Below are 14,319 nucleotides of genomic sequence, written 5' to 3' on the forward strand. Positions count from 1 at the left end.
GGAAAAAGGCGCAGCATGGGGGCCGCGCCTTTGGGTTTTGTTCAGAATGTTGTGCCGGGCTTGCCGGGCCACCAGTCGGTTCCGGCGAGCGGCACCTTGGCCATCGCCGCAGCCTCCATGGTCAGCGCGCACAGATCCTCGGGTTCGAGATTGTGCAGCTTGTTCTTGCCGCAGGCACGGGCAATGGTTTGTGCTTCAAGCGTCATCACCTTGAGATAGTTGCGCAAGCGTCGCCCGCCTTCAACCGGGTCAAGACGCGAGGCGAGGTCCGGGTTCTGGGTGCTGATGCCCGCAGGGTCGTTGCCTTCGTGCCAGTCGTCATAGGCCCCGGCGGTGGTGCCCAGCTTTTGGTATTCGGCTTCCCATTTCGGGTCATTGTCGCCCAGCGCGATCAGGGCTGCGGTGCCGATGGACACGGCGTCTGCGCCAAGTGCCATACATTTGGCGACATCGGCCCCGGTGCGGATACCACCCGACACGATCAGCTGCACTTCGCGGTGCATGCCAAGGTCTTCCAGTGCGCGCACCGCTTCGCGGATGCAGGCCAGCGTCGGCATTCCGACATTTTCGATGAACACATCCTGCGTGGCTGCTGTGCCGCCCTGCATTCCGTCAAGGACGACCACATCCGCCCCGGCCTTTACCGCGAGTGTGGTGTCGAAATAGGGCCGCGCGCCGCCGACCTTGATATAGATCGGGACCTTCCAGCCCGTGATTTCGCGCAGTTCGAGAATCTTGATCTCAAGATCGTCCGGGCCTGTCCAATCCGGGTGACGACAGGCAGAGCGTTGGTCGATCCCCTTGGGAAGGTTGCGCATGTTGGCCACGCGGTCGGTGATTTTCTGACCCAGCAGCATGCCACCTCCGCCGGGTTTTGCGCCTTGGCCGACGACCACTTCGATAGCATCCGCGCGGCGCAGGTCATCGGGGTTCATGCCGTAGCGCGAGGGCAGGTATTGGTAGACCAGCGTTTTGGAATGGCCGCGTTCCTCGGGCGTCATGCCGCCATCGCCGGTTGTTGTCGATGTTCCGGCAAGTGTCGCCCCCCGGCCCAACGCCTCTTTCGCAGCACCGGACAGGGCACCGAAGGACATGCCTGCGATGGTGATCGGGATGTCGAGCTTGATCGGGTTCTTGGCGTAGCGCGTGCCGAGAGTGACAGAAGTGTCACACGCCTCGCGGTAGCCTTCGAGCGGGTAGCGGGAGATCGACGCGCCGAGGAACAGCAGATCATCGAAATGCGGGACCTTACGTTTCGCACCGCCGCCGCGAATGTCGTAGATGCCGGTGGCGGCTGCGCGCCGGATCTCGGCGTTGACCGGGTTGGAGAACGTGGCAGATTGGATCGGAACGGTGCGCGGGGCGCTGGTGTGGTCGTCTTTCATCTGTCCGGCCCTCAATACGCGTTGTCGATGTTGAAGTTGTAAAGCTGCCGGGCAGAGCCGTAGCGTTTGAACTCTTCGGGCTTGGCATCGCAGCCGCCGCGTTCCAGCAGGTCTGTCAGCAATGCGATGTGTTCCGGGCGCATGTCTTTCTCGATACAATCGGCTCCAAGCGATTTGACCGATCCGCGCACGAACAACCGTGCCTCGTAAATCGAGTCGCCCAGCGCATCACCTGCATCGCCGCAGACAACCAAATTGCCCGATTGCGCCATGAAGGCGGACATGTGTCCGACATTGCCGTGCACGATGATGTCGATGCCCTTCATCGAGATGCCGCAGCGCGACGAGGCGTTGCCCTTGATGATGAGCGTGCCGCCATGGCCGGTGGCACCCGCGTATTGCGAAGCGTCGCCGTCGATGATGACCGTGCCGGACATCATGTTCTCGGCCACACCCGGCCCGACAGAGCCGTGTACGTTGATCGTCGCCAACTTGTTCATGCCGCCGCAGTAATAGCCGGTCGATCCCTTGACCGTCACTTCGATCTCGGCATCTAGACCGACCGCGATGGCGTGGCTGCCTTTTGGGTTCACGATTTCCCATGCGGTCTGGTTGGTCGCTTCGGCCTGCGCCTGAAGCGTGGCGTTCAGATCGCGCAGGGGCGTGTTGGCCATGTCGATGGTCTGCATCTCAGGCGGCCTTTTCTGTTGGGGTGGAGGTGTCGGCGTGGCTCCAGAAATACACGGTTGCGGGCTCCGGTTCCCAGACGCGGGCCTGTTCAATGCCCGGCAGATTGACCAACGCGCGGTATTCCGATCCGAACGCCACGTATTGATCGGTTTCGGCCATCACCGCTGGTTTGCAGGCGATGGGATCACGCACCACGCCGAACCCGTCTTTGGTGCCGACGAGGAAGGTGAAGAACCCGTCCAGATCGTTGAGCGAGCTTTTCAGCGCCTCGCCCAACGTCGCACCGTTCTGCATACGCCATGTGAGGTAGGCGGCACCCACCTCGGTGTCGTTCTCGGTTTCGATGTGGATGCCCTCGCGCTGCAGCTTGCGGCGCAGGCGGTTGTGGTTGGACAGCGACCCGTTATGGACAAGGCACTGATCCGGCCCGGTGTTGAACGGATGCGCGCCCATCGTCGTCACCATCGACTCGGTTGCCATGCGGGTGTGGCCGATGCCGTGCGTGCCGGACATCGCGCGCAGGTCGAAGCGCGCCGCGACCTCCTTGGGCAGACCGACCTCTTTGTAGATCTCAACCGTGTCGCCTGCGGACATGACGCGGATGTCGGGATTGAGTGCGGCCAGTGCAGCGCGGGCGGCAATCAGTTGGCCGCGCGGGATGTTCAGAACCGCATGTGTGTCTTTCCGGCGCAGATGGACCGGGCTGCCCAGCGCAGTTCCGAGATCCGCTTCCAGCGTCGCAAAGGCCTGATCCGGGGTGTCCGACTGGACTGTCAGTTTTGATATATTTGCGTTTTCTTCGCCATAGATCGCGATGCCAGCGCTGTCGGGGCCGCGATCCGTCATTGTGATCAGCATGTCGGTCAGCAGTGACCCAAGCTGTGGTTCAAGCGAGCGATCTTTGAGGAATAATCCAACGATTCCACACATCCCGCGTTCCTTCTGCGTTGTCGGAGTTCAAAACGATGGCGTTGGATAACATCGCCTGTGTCTATCGACAACAAGGGGAATGAAATATTCCTCTTAGGAAAACTGTGTCTGCCTGATTTTTCAGCTTTGGGCGTAGCTTATGATCGACAGATACCGGGCTGGAAGCTCTACCAGCGTTTCCGGTCCATGCGGTGCATCGGCTTCGAAAAACAGGGTGTCGCCTGGTCTGAGCGGATAGATCGTGGAACCGTGCCGATAATCGACAGCGCCTTCGAGCATAAAGATGGTTTCTATACCGTCATGCTGGAACGTCTGGAACGTGTCCGATTCCGAGTTTAGTACAATCAGGTAGGGCTCGACGATCACACCGCTGGTGTTCGCGCCGATATGGCCCAACAAGTTGTACTGATGCCCGGCCCGCGTGCCTTCGCGTTCGATGGTGAGGCCGTGACCGGCGGGTGTATGCACCACCTCACGCTTTTCCTCGAACCCTCGAAAGAACGCGGTCAATGGAACTGACAGCGCATTTGCCAGCGTTTGCAACGTGGTGAGCGAAGGCGAGGTGTTGCCGTTTTCGATCTTGGAGAGCATCCCGACCGAGATGTCGGTCTGTTTCGACAAGTCGGCCACAGTCAGATTCTGCTGCTTGCGAAAAGCCCGCAGTTCGCGACCGATTGCGACTTCAAGAACCTTCTCCTGGATGTCTGTCGTGCGATGTGGATTCTGCGTGAGTTTGGTCAAAGATCACCCGTGCTGAGGCAGGGTTGTCTTCACCCCGTGTGATGCAGTGTTGCCAAAAGGTCAGCAGCGTCAAGCCTGCGGCAGTTTCCACCCAGCGCAGGTCCGATGGAGTTTTTTGCAGAAAATTCCTGACTTGATCCCCATTTTAACGGAACCGGTTACAAAATGGTGCGTTGCATGACGGGAACCTGATCGAAACAAACGAGCGGAGTGGCAATGTCTTCGACGATACGAACGGCGCTTTCAGAACCGGGCGGCCCTTTCGACGGGGACTTGGCGTGTGTGCATGACACAGAAGTCATGACATAGGATCAATGCAAACGCCTAACACCGATAACGCAGTCTCGCAGGGCCGAGAGAGCGGAGTGAAAGCGCTCAGCCAGAAGTTGGTTGTGCGCATCGCTTTCCTTTTGTCCTTGGCTTTGTTGCCGATTGGATTGGTGGCGATGGGCCAAAGCTGGCGGGCGTTGCACATTACGAATGACAACCTCGAAGCGTCCATTCACGCACGCACTGCGGCACTTGTAGCGCCTGAACGTCAGGCGCTCTTTTCCAAGATCGGGACAGCAAGCGCACTTGCCGATACGATGGGCGCGGCAGAACTCAGCATTACGGATTGCACGGCCATCATGCAGCGCGTTCAGGAAAGCAATCCGCGGCTGGCCTTTGCCGGGCTGCTAGAGCCAGGGTCCGTGTCCAACTGCAATAGCATCGGTCGGCGGTTCGAGTTTTTGCCCGACGCGCGGTCGGACGCCTTGTTCGCCAATCCCGAGCCATACATTACCTTCAACCCGCAAGGGTCAGCTTCGGAGCTGCCGGTCATCATCGTCGCCTATCCGACCTTTTCGTCGGATGATGTGCTTAAAGGGTTCGTCACGATTTCGTTCGAGACAGAACCTTTGCTGCAATCGGACACCGCGACCGGCCCAAACCGGGATGTTGCACTTTTGACCTTCAACAAATTTGGCGACACCTTGTCGAGCTTTACGCCCGACGGTCCGATAACGGATTATCTGCCAAGTGGTCTGGCGTTTGACGGGTTCGTAAATCAGGGTGATACCTTTTTCACCGCAACCACCCAAACCGGGGAAACCCGGCTGATTTCGGTTGTGCCCATCCTGCCCGGAGAGGTCTATGCCTTGGGCAGCTGGGGGCGCGCCGAGTTGCAGCGCACAAGTGCACCTTGGTTCACGATTTCAACGCTGCTCTTTCCGTTTCTCATGTGGCTTGTCGGGATCATTGTCGCGGTGGTGTCGCTGAACCGTCTTGTGTTGCGGCACATCAGCGATTTGGGCCGCAGGATGCGCCGGTTTGCGACCTATCGCGATGTCGAGACCTCGGAAAAGATCGACGACGCGCCCAGCGAGATTCTGACTATCAACGAAACCTTCGAAGGCATGGCCGACCAGTTGCTGCGTGACGAAGCCGATCTGGAGAACGCGGTGTTCGAACGTGAGGTGCTGTTGAAAGAAGTGCACCACCGGGTGAAGAACAACCTTCAGCTCATCTCGTCGATCATCAACATGCAGGTGCGACAGGTGGCCAGCCCCGAAGCGGTTGCGGCGTTGCGACAGTTTCAGGATCGAGTGACCAGCCTCGCCTCGGTGCACCGGGCATTGTATCAGGAACCTTCGCTCACCCATATTCGGTTCGACGTGCTGTTGGGCGATCTTGTCTCGCAGGTCAACGCTGTGGGCAGTGCGCAATACCGTCCCGTCGAGATTGACCTGGTGCTGGACCCGGTGACGCTTTTGCCGGATCAAACCAGCCCGCTTGCCATGGTCACAACCGAAGCTTTGTCGAACGCGTTCAAATATGGCGGTCCCGGTCCTGACGGAGTGTTCCGTTTGAAAGTGCATCTGAAAGAGACAACTGAAGGCGGCACAACCCATGTGCGTCTGGTCATCGAAAACTCGGTTGAAGCAGAAACATCAGCAGATTCGGGAAGTGGTTTGGGAAAGCGGTTGATCCTTGCCTTTGCCAGTCAGTTGGATGCTGATCTGCAGGAAACGGAAACAGACGACCGGTACATGCTGTCCATCAGTTTCGAGTATCAGCCCTTCACACCTGACTAATCCCGTCCCATCAAACGAAATAGCGCGCCCCGATCGGAGCGCGCTTTTCTTTGTGTTCGGATCTGTGGTGCGCCGTTCAGTGATCGGGCGCGTCCTTGGCCAACCGCGACTTTGGCGCGTTCGGATCATGGAGCTTTTCTTCTGTTCGGTGCTTGCTGACGAGGGCGAAAATGATCAAAGCCAACATCGTCATCAGGGCAAGAAGTGGTACAAGAAATTCTGCTGTCATGGGTTTTTCCTTTCACCGTATCAACCCATGGTGGGCTATCGGGTTCCCCGATCTCTTCGTCACGATCCCGTCACTTCGAAAAGCCCCCTAAGCGCGTCCAGCTGAGTGCGCTCGACAGCAAACAAAAGACTGTCTCCGGCGGTAAGCACTTCGTCACCTGTCAGAAGTCTTTCGCTTTCTTGTGCAATCACCGCGATACCGCGAACTCCATCCGGCAGGTCGATGTCTGAGAATGTCATGCCGTCCAAGCGTTTCGGCACTTCGACTCGTTTCAGGCAAAGGTTATTTTGAAACACCGGCTCGTTTTCGAGGGCGGTCTTGTCCTCCAGTGCATCGGCAATGCTCTCGGCGACCGTCGCGTGTGGATTGATCACGTCATAAAGCTCAAGCTGACGACAGACATTCACCAGCTGAGATGTCACGATCTGCGGGATCACTCGCCCAAAACCGATTGATCGGGCAACCAGCGCGGCAAGGATGTTGTCTTCGGATGCGTTGGTTACGGCGACAAAAGCATCCTTCTTGTCGCGGAAGGTTTCTTCAAGCACCGAGGGCATGGTGCCGTCGCCTTCGATCATGCCGCAATCCAACCGTTCGGACAGTTTTTCCAGCCGGTCCCGATTCTTGTCGATCAGAACGACCTCGTGGTTTTCCTCGATCAGTTTTTCGGCAATGGCGGCGCCAAATCGTGACGCGCCCAGAATGACTACCCGCATGGGTCAGCTCCTCTTCAGCCAGGTGGACGGGGCCAGCAGCACCAGCACCGCAATGAATTCCAGACGGCCCAGCCACATCGCAAAGCTCAGCGACAGGATCAGGTCGGGCGGCAAATCGGCATTCACGATGCCGCTGGACAGACCGACAGTGGACAGGGTCGAAATGATGTCGAACAGCGCCGGAAGCGCGGGCAGTTCATGGGCAAGGCATTGCAGCCACAGAAGCACCACTGTCGCCGCATAGAGCATCAGAAGCGCCAGCAGATTGATCAGCGTGCTTGCTTCAACCTTCTTGCCGTTCTCCATCAGTGGGTTCACTGCCCGCTTGGGCAAACGCACGTCGCGCATCGCATGAACCATTGCGCGCATCAGAATGCCGAAGCGCGCGATCTTGAAGCCCCCGGCGGTGGACCCGACATCGCCACCCAGCAGCATCGCCATCAGAAAAATGATCACTGCCGGTCCATAGACGGGCATCGCATTGGTCGAAAACCCGGCGGTTGTCATACCGGAAATCAGGTTGAGCATTTCGCCATAAATGCTTTCGGCAGATGTGCTCACGGTGACAAGCAACACAATCGCGTACGCCATGCAAAGCAACCCCAATGCCATCATGACCCGGCGGATGGAGCCCAACCACCAAGCATCAACCGGCTTCTTTTGCCCCAGCAGAACAAATGTCAGCAACGATACCGATCCCAAAACGCATGTCAGCATCACGATGCCCTGACCGGCGGCAGAGTAGGATGCGAGGCTGTCCGGTCGGGGTGCAAAGCCCCCGGTCGAAATGGCAGAAAGGGTCAGCACAAACCCCTCGCGCCAGTCCGGAATGATCAGCATTGTGGGGATCGCCATGATCACCGTTAGGCTCAGATAGACACTTAGCAATTGCCGCGCCTGCACGCGTGTCGATGCAATCCGGTCGCCTTGGTCGATACCAGCGCGGCCCAAGCGTTGGGTCGGCACGCCCGCTGGCAGCAGAAGGGCCAGCACCGCTGTCGCCATCACCAACCCGCCACACCATTGCAGCCACGCCCGCAGAAAATGCGCGGCAAAGGGCCAGTTTTGAGCATCCGCTGCAACCGAATGTCCCGTCGTTGTGATTCCGCTCATGGCTTCGAAAAGGGCCGCGTGTGGCGCCATGCCAAGTGTCATAAAGGCTGGCACCGCGAAGAGAGCACCGATCAACATGATGAAAGCAACTGTCACCATCGCCTCGACCCGCCGCAGGTCTTCCGGAAGCGCGATCCGATATGAAAACGCAAAAAGGGCAAGCGCAAGCGCTGACGGTATCGCGAGGGCGATCACCAGCGCCCAGTCACGGTCGACACTGGCCCAGAGCGCCGGCGGAACAACAAGGATGAGAAAGATGGGCGCGTGTTTTGCGATGGTCAGCGCGATCACCCGGGGGCGCGCGCGCTGTGCAAGGCTGTCCGCACCAGAGGCAAACGCCGACGCAGGCCGGATGGACATGATACGTCTTTAAGAGCACCGTTATTTCTGAACGACCAGATAACGTTGTGCGCGGGCAAAGGTTCCCGCCCTAAAGCGCGGATTTCATCGCAGTCAGCAGCGCATGGTGCAACGACCCAGCCGAGGACCTGCCACCGAGGACCGTCAAAGCATCCGGTGCGCTTCGTAGTACATAGACCCCCATGTAATGGATCACGCTCCGCGTGGCGGAACCGACAGGCATCGTTTCGATGTCGATATTGGCACACAGCTGCATCACCTGTTCGACGCCGCCGCCCTGCATGTCGAAACACACCCAGGCATCGGTCTGTTCGGTGATCGACGCGGTTGTGCCGAAATGGTCGGTCAGGTGCGTGGCAAGGTCTTCATGAGTGCTGAACGGAGCGCTGACCATCCATTGGTCCGGTGCCATCCAAAAGGCTGACATCGGGTCTAACCGGACCCAAGCTTCGACGCCCGGCGCATTTGCGCCCAGCAGAGTGCCAAGACGTTCGGCACAGGCGCTTTCCTGTCCGAGCCGGGCGGCGACAGAGACAAAGGCGTGACCGGGGTTTTCGGTCAGTGTGACACCCGCCACTGTATCGGTGTGCGGTTCTGCGCTGCTGAGGGCGCACAGGGGGGCCAGATCATGCACGGAGACGGTCTCCTTCCGGATCGACGAAATGCGGGCTGACGACTTCGACATCGTGATCCACGCCAGTCAATGGGCTGACAAGGCGGATGATTTCCCCGATGCGGGTGTCGCCGGATTTCAGGAAGCCAAGCGCGATATGGCAGCCAAGGTTTGGCGAATAGCAGGCCGAGGTGACGTATCCCTGATCGTTCTTTGCCTGCACCGTGTCGCCTTTGGTCATCAGATGCGCGCCAGCGGGCACCTTGTGCTCAGGGTCCACCGGCTTCAGCCCCACCAGTTTCAGCGCGTCGGGTTCATTCAGACCGGGGCGCTCAGACAGTTTCGACCCGATGGAATCCTTGGCTTTGGACACCATCTTGCCCATCCCAAGGTTCAGTGCGGTGGTCGTGCCGTTCAGTTCGTTCGCCGTCGCGTGGCCCTTTTCGATCCGCATGACATTGAGCGCCTCAAGCCCGTAAGGCACCACATCGAATTCCTCGCCCGCCTGCATCAACCGGCGCACCAGCGCGTCGCCATAGCGGGTGGGTACGGCAATCTCGTAAGCCAGTTCGCCCGAGAAGGAGATCCGGAACAGCCGTGCGCGTAGCCCACCGCAGATTGTGATCTCGCCGCAGGCCATGAAGGGGAACGCGTCGTTCGACAGGTTCACACCGTCGTCGACGATCTTTTCCAACAGCTTGCGAGAATTCGGACCGGCCACCGCAAACTGCGCCCAGGCGTCTGTGGTCGAAATCATCTGCACATCCATGTCCGGGTAAAGACACTGACGCACAAATTCGAGGTGGCGATAGACCGGAACCGCCTTGGCCGTGGTGGTTGTGACAACGAAATGGTCCTCGGCCAGACGCGCGGCGGTGCCGTCATCCATGACGATCCCGTCCTCGCGCAGCATCAGGCCATAGCGCACCTTGCCGACCGGCAACTTGGCAAAACCGTTGCAGTAAACGGTGTTCAGGAACGCCGCCGCATCCGCGCCCTGCACGTCGATCTTGCCCAGCGAGGTCACATCGCAGATGCCCACCGATTTGCGGGTCTGGATCACCTCACGGTCGCAGCTTTGCCGCCAATGGGTCTCGCCGGGTTGCGGGAACCATTGTGCGCGCAGCCAAAGACCCGCTTCGGTGAAGACTGCGCCTTGTTCCTCGGCCCATTTGTGGCTGGGGGTGAGGCGTGTTGGTTTGGTGTCCATGCCCCACGCGCGGCCTGCGAAGACGCCCATCGCTGTGGGGGTATAGGGTGGGCGGAACATTGTGGTCCCCACCTCGGGGATCGCCTTGCCCGCCACTTCGGCCATGATCGCCAGACCGGCGATGTTCGAGGTCTTGCCCTGATCGGTTGCCATGCCCAGCGTGGTATAGCGTTTCAGATGCTCGACCGAGACATAGTTTTCCTGATGCGCCAGCTTGATGTCCTTGGCGGTCACATCGTTCTGCTGATCCACCCAAGCGCGTTTGGCGTTTTTGACGTGCCAGAATGGGGTGATGCGGGCGGGAGTGTCTTCGGCCTCGGGCAGGGCGGGGGCGCTGGCGTTGATGCCCAGATCGGCGAGGATGGCCTTCACCCCGTCCGCGCCGGATTGAAGCGCGCCGTGGGTCGAGAAGACGCCATTCGCAGCCCCTGCTACCGACATACCCGGCGGCAGAGTTGCGCTGGGTACAAAAGCGGAAAGTTCTTCGTTCCAGACAGGTCGCCCGCCCTGATGGCAGGTCAGGTGCACGTTCGGGTTCCAACCGCCCGAAACACCCAAGGCACCGCATTTGATCCGGCGGATACCACCTTTGGGCATCTTCACCTCGATCTGGGACAGGCCTAGCCGGCCCCACGTTTGGTCGATCACGCCACCCGCAATCACGTCATAGTCCGACGAGGTCGGCGCATCGGCGCGGGTGTCGATCACTGAAACGACCTCCACACCTTTCGCCACCAGATCGGACGCGGTGCAGTGGCCGTCGTCATTGTTGGTAAAGATCGCAACCTGCTCTGCGGGTGTCGTCGCCCAGCGGTTCGCATAGGCGCGAACGGCACTGGCTTGCATGATGCCGGGGCGGTCGTTGTTCTCGAACACGATGGGGCGTTCCGTGGCCCCAGCGCAAAGCAGCGCGCGCTTGGAGGTGATGCGCCAGAGGATTTGCCTTGGCTTGCCGTCTTCTGGAACGGCGAGATGATCACTCACCCGCTCGACCGCGCCGTAGATCCCGTGGTCGAACGCACCTATAACGGTCGTGCGGGGCATCACACGCACATTCGGCATCGCCTGCAACCGCGCCACGGTTTCCGCCGCCCAAGCTGCACCCGACATACCGCCGACCGCATAGGTCTCAAGGTTCAGGCGACCACCGATCAGGAAATCCTCGTCACACAGGATCACCCGCGCGCCGCTTGCCCCAGCGGTCAACGCGGCCGCAAGCCCAGCAGGGCCACCGCCGATGATCAGCAGGTCGCAATGCAGGAAGCCCTTATCGTAGCCATCTGGGTCGTCCTGAAGGCTGAGCGATCCCAGACCGGCAGCGTGGCGGATGATCGGCTCATAGACCTTTTCCCAGAACGCGGCGGGCCACATGAAGGTCTTGTAGTAGAACCCAGCGGCAAAGAAGTTCGACAGAAGGTCGTTCACCTGCATTGCGTCGAATTTCAGTGACGGCCAACGGTTCTGCGAATTGGCCCGCAGCCCGTCGTAAAGCTCTGCCGTCGTCGCCCGCGTATTGGGCTCCTTGCGGGCCCCTTCGCGCAACTCAACGATCGCGTTCGGCTCCTCTGACCCGGCAGTCATCGGCCCGCGCGGACGGTGGTACTTGAACGACCGTCCCATCAGCCGCACGCCATTGGCCAGCAAGGCAGAGGCCAGCGTGTCGCCTTTGTGACCTTTGTAGTACTGGCTGTCGAAGCGGAAGGAATAGGTCTCGGACCGGTCGATCAGCCCGCCGTCCAAACGGTTCTTCTGGGTCATTTGGACCGCCCCTCTGCCCGGGCCACGTTGCGGGCCAGTTCCACCGATGTGATCTCGTGCGTGACCGTGTTGCGGGTCACCACAAGCCACGACCTGTCCCCTTGTTCGTGGTACCATAGCTCGCGGTGTAACCCTGCCGGGTTGTCGCGGGTGTGGCCGTAGTCGATGAACTGATCCAGCGCATCGTCGGCCTGCCAATCGGGGCGGTTGAGCAGGCAGGCATCACCCAGATAAACGAATTCGCTCAGGTCGCGCGGGCCAAGAAGGGGGTGGTTGATGATCATCAGTGCAGATTGGGCTGATTGCCCATCCCTTTTTCGTCGACCATGTGCCCGGTGTGGAACCGGTCCAGTCGGAATGCAGTGGCGGTGTCATGCGGTGTGTCGGTGGCAAGCAGATGGGCATAGACCAAGCCCGACGCAGGCGTTGCCTTGAACCCGCCATAGCACCAGCCGCCATTGAAATAGAGCCCATCGATATGGGTTTTGTCGATGATCGGCGTGCCGTCCATCGACATATCCATGATCCCACCCCAAGAGCGCAGCAAACGTGCGCGGCCCAGCATCGGGAACATCGCGATGGCCTCTTCCATCACGTCCTCGACCATCGGAAGATTTCCGCGGGAAGCGTAGGAATTGTAGCCGTCGATATTGCCACCGAAAACCAAACCACCCTTGTCGGATTGGCTGACATAGAAATGCCCCGCGCCGAATGTGATGACACCGGGCAGAACGGGTTTAAGTCCTTCGGATACAAACGCCTGAAGCACATGGCTTTCGATGGGCAGGCGCATCCCGGCATAGGCCATGACCTTGGACGATGAACCGGCCACGCAAGACCCGACTTTCTTTGCACCGATATAGCCGCGCGAGGTCTCTACGCCGAGGATCTTGCCGCCATCGATCCTGAACCCGGTGACTTCGCAGTTCTGGATGATGTCCACTCCGCGCTGGTCTGCCGCGCGGGCATAGCCCCACGCGACCGCATCGTGCCGCGCCGTACCTGCGCGCGCTTGCAGCAGGCCGCCCATCACCGGGAAACGGGCGTTCTTCACGTTCAGAAACGGGTACTTTTCCAACACCTGCTTCTGATCCAGAAGCTGCGCATCCGCACCATTGAGGATCATCGCATTGCCGCGACGGATATAGGCGTCGCGCTGGGCGTCGGAGTGCATCAGGTTGATGATCCCGCGCTGGCTCATCATCGCATTGTAGTTCAGGTCCTGCTCCAGCGTTTCCCAAAGCTTGAGCGAGAATTCGTAAAATGGCTCGTTTCCGTCGAGCATGTAATTAGACCGCACAATCGTGGTGTTACGCCCCACATTGCCACCGCCGATCCAGCCCTTTTCCAGCACCGCGATGCGCGACTGCTTGTATTCCTTGGCAAGGTAATAGGCGGTCGCCAGACCATGCCCGCCGCCACCGATGATGACATAGTCGTACTCTGGCTGCGGATCAGGATCACGCCACGCCGGCCCCCAGCCGCGATGGCCGGTGAGCGCTTCCTTGATCACGCGGAAACCTGAATATCGCATATCAGTCGACTCCTTCCCGACGACCCTCGCATGGGGCTGAACGATGCGGCCTGTCCTTTTCAGTCAATTCACGGTCAGAAAAAGACATTATGCGTCGGAAGCTCTTTCCGAATTTTGCTAAGTGTCAAGACGGGGTGTCGAGAATTGCTCGCATCAGGGGGCTGTCCGCTCGGGTCATGCCGTTTATGACATCAAAATGATGCGTGCCCGCGTCGATCACATGTCCGCAGCCCCACGCATCGGCCAACCATTGCGCCTGATCCAGAAAGGCGGGGCGTTCATCGCTGCCGACCCAGACGGTCACCGGTATGTCGGGTGGGTTCATGGCAATCGGGCTTTCGTCAACGGCCTGCGCCTCGTCCAGCTTGAAGTCCGTGTTCATCGAGGTTTGCATCAACGGTCGTAGATCCGAAAGCGGCGAGATCGGCACACAATTGGCGATCCGCGCCCGCACATCATCCGGCAGCACACCGGGGTCCAACATCCGCGCCACCAGATGCCCACCGGCGGAATGCCCAGCCAGCCGGATCGGGCCTGACAACTCTCGCGCGATTACAGAAATCGCGTTGGCCACCTGACGGGTGATGTCGGCAATCCGCACGCGCGGGCACAAGTCGTAGGTTGGCATCGCCACTGCCCAACCACTGTCAACAGCACCTTGCGCCAAATGTGACCAAAGCGATCCATCCGTCTGCCGCCAAAACCCGCCATGCACAAAGACGACCAGACCTTTGGGCACCCCGTCCGGCAAGAACAGATCAACGATCTCGCGCGTTCCGTGACCATACATCACGCCCAGCCGCGCACGGCCCAAAACCGACATCCTTTGACGATAGGCATCCGCATCGGCGCGCCAGATGGCTGGGAATCCGTCCCCGTTGGGGATATGTTTGCTGTTGGCGTAGGCGTCGTCCAATTCCACGTCACGGCTCCGAAAGATCAGCACTTGTTATTGCATGTAGCAA

At 59.6% G+C, this 14,319-nt stretch carries 13 protein-coding genes; 1 reads left to right on the forward strand and 12 read right to left on the reverse strand.

The window, feature by feature from the left end; all coding sequences use genetic code 11:
- Positions 1-41: 41 nt before the first annotated feature.
- The 4 genes from MCRY_RS01500 to MCRY_RS01515 form a co-directional block, all read right to left on the reverse strand.
- Positions 42-1,385 (reverse strand): FMN-binding glutamate synthase family protein, encoded by a 1,344-nt coding sequence (locus tag MCRY_RS01500; RefSeq protein WP_085627683.1) that lies wholly within the window; start codon positions 1,383-1,385, stop codon positions 42-44.
- Between the two features lie 11 nt (positions 1,386-1,396).
- On the reverse strand, positions 1,397-2,074 hold the full coding sequence (locus tag MCRY_RS01505) for a GltB/FmdC/FwdC-like GXGXG domain-containing protein (protein ID WP_085627684.1): 678 nt from the start codon (positions 2,072-2,074) through the stop codon (positions 1,397-1,399).
- Position 2,075: 1 nt separating this feature from the next.
- Positions 2,076-3,005 carry a class II glutamine amidotransferase gene (locus MCRY_RS01510; RefSeq protein ID WP_085627685.1) on the reverse strand — a complete coding sequence of 310 codons (930 nt, stop codon included), beginning with the start codon at positions 3,003-3,005 and terminating at the stop codon, positions 2,076-2,078.
- Between the two features lie 120 nt (positions 3,006-3,125).
- Complete coding sequence (locus MCRY_RS01515; protein ID WP_085627686.1) at positions 3,126-3,746, reverse strand: helix-turn-helix domain-containing protein; 621 nt, start codon at positions 3,744-3,746, stop codon at positions 3,126-3,128.
- 365 nt (positions 3,747-4,111) lie between these two features.
- Here MCRY_RS01515 and MCRY_RS01520 point away from each other — a divergent pair, with 365 nt between their 5' ends.
- The gene (locus MCRY_RS01520) at positions 4,112-5,821 is read left to right on the forward strand and encodes a sensor histidine kinase (protein ID WP_176234485.1); all 1,710 of its coding nucleotides are present in this window, start codon (positions 4,112-4,114) and stop codon (positions 5,819-5,821) included.
- A 76-nt stretch (positions 5,822-5,897) separates the two neighbouring features.
- Here the strand turns inward: MCRY_RS01520 and MCRY_RS22770 are convergent, their stop codons facing one another.
- From MCRY_RS22770 to MCRY_RS01555, 8 genes are all read right to left on the reverse strand, one after another.
- Positions 5,898-6,050, reverse strand: a complete 153-nt coding sequence (locus tag MCRY_RS22770) for a hypothetical protein (RefSeq protein WP_171046054.1) — start codon at positions 6,048-6,050, stop codon at positions 5,898-5,900.
- A 59-nt stretch (positions 6,051-6,109) separates the two neighbouring features.
- Positions 6,110-6,766 carry a potassium channel family protein gene (locus tag MCRY_RS01525; protein ID WP_085627688.1) on the reverse strand — a complete coding sequence of 219 codons (657 nt, stop codon included), beginning with the start codon at positions 6,764-6,766 and terminating at the stop codon, positions 6,110-6,112.
- Between the two features lie 3 nt (positions 6,767-6,769).
- Complete coding sequence (locus MCRY_RS01530) at positions 6,770-8,239, reverse strand: TrkH family potassium uptake protein (RefSeq protein ID WP_085627689.1); 1,470 nt, start codon at positions 8,237-8,239, stop codon at positions 6,770-6,772.
- A 70-nt stretch (positions 8,240-8,309) separates the two neighbouring features.
- Positions 8,310-8,873 (reverse strand): sarcosine oxidase subunit gamma, encoded by a 564-nt coding sequence (locus MCRY_RS01535; protein WP_244897871.1) that lies wholly within the window; start codon positions 8,871-8,873, stop codon positions 8,310-8,312.
- Entirely contained in the window at positions 8,866-11,820 is a 2,955-nt protein-coding gene (locus MCRY_RS01540) for a sarcosine oxidase subunit alpha family protein (protein ID WP_085627691.1), read from the reverse strand. The genes MCRY_RS01535 and MCRY_RS01540 overlap by 8 nt, the downstream gene beginning before the upstream one ends.
- On the reverse strand, positions 11,817-12,104 hold the full coding sequence (locus tag MCRY_RS01545) for a sarcosine oxidase subunit delta (RefSeq protein WP_085627692.1): 288 nt from the start codon (positions 12,102-12,104) through the stop codon (positions 11,817-11,819). The genes MCRY_RS01540 and MCRY_RS01545 overlap by 4 nt, the downstream gene beginning before the upstream one ends.
- Complete coding sequence (locus tag MCRY_RS01550; RefSeq protein WP_085627693.1) at positions 12,104-13,354, reverse strand: sarcosine oxidase subunit beta family protein; 1,251 nt, start codon at positions 13,352-13,354, stop codon at positions 12,104-12,106. The genes MCRY_RS01545 and MCRY_RS01550 overlap by 1 nt, the downstream gene beginning before the upstream one ends.
- 124 nt (positions 13,355-13,478) lie before the next feature.
- A complete protein-coding gene (locus MCRY_RS01555; protein WP_085627771.1) occupies positions 13,479-14,276 on the reverse strand; it encodes an alpha/beta hydrolase in 798 nt (265 codons plus the stop codon).
- Positions 14,277-14,319 lie beyond the last annotated feature (43 nt).

This window comes from Marivita cryptomonadis (assembly GCF_002115725.1).
GTDB classification, from domain to species: Bacteria; Pseudomonadota; Alphaproteobacteria; order Rhodobacterales; family Rhodobacteraceae; genus Marivita; species Marivita cryptomonadis.